Source organism: Streptomyces sp. NPDC101166 (assembly GCF_044768125.1).
In the GTDB taxonomy this organism is placed as follows: Bacteria; Actinomycetota; Actinomycetes; order Streptomycetales; family Streptomycetaceae; genus Streptomyces.
Window position 1 is genome coordinate 1 of record NZ_JBIWPF010000396.1, and the last position, 447, is coordinate 447.

The 447-nt window shown below is 68.7% G+C and carries 1 protein-coding gene; it reads left to right on the forward strand.

The genetic code is table 11. The annotated features are described in order from the left end of the window. The coding region (mptB, locus tag ACIRS4_RS39380) for a polyprenol phosphomannose-dependent alpha 1,6 mannosyltransferase MptB (protein WP_404205264.1) at window positions 1-447 on the forward strand (447 nt) is incomplete at both ends.

The window sequence follows — 447 nt, forward strand, 5'->3', positions numbered from 1 at the left end:
GCTTCTTCGCCCGCGCGGGCACGTCCACGCTGGCCATGTGCATGATCGGCACCGTCCTGGTGATCATGGCGTGGCTGCTGCTGGGCCGCTTCGCGGTCGGCGGGTGGGGCGGGGATCCGCGGCACCGGCTCAGCCGGTCGCAGATGGATCGGACGCTGCTGCTGTGGATCATTCCGCTCAGCGTCGCGCCGCCCATGTTCAGCAATGACGTGTATTCGTATCTGGCGCAGAGCGAGATCGCGAACCGCGGCCTGGACCCCTATTCGGTCGGGCCGGTCGACGGGCTCGGGCTCGACAATGTGCTGACCAACAACGTGCCCAATATCTGGCGCTCGACCGCCGCGCCCTACGGGCCGCTGTTCCTCTGGATGGGTCGCGGGATCGCGCAGATCACCGGCGACAACATCGTGCTCGGCGTGTGGCTGCACCGGGCGCTCGCGCTGGCGG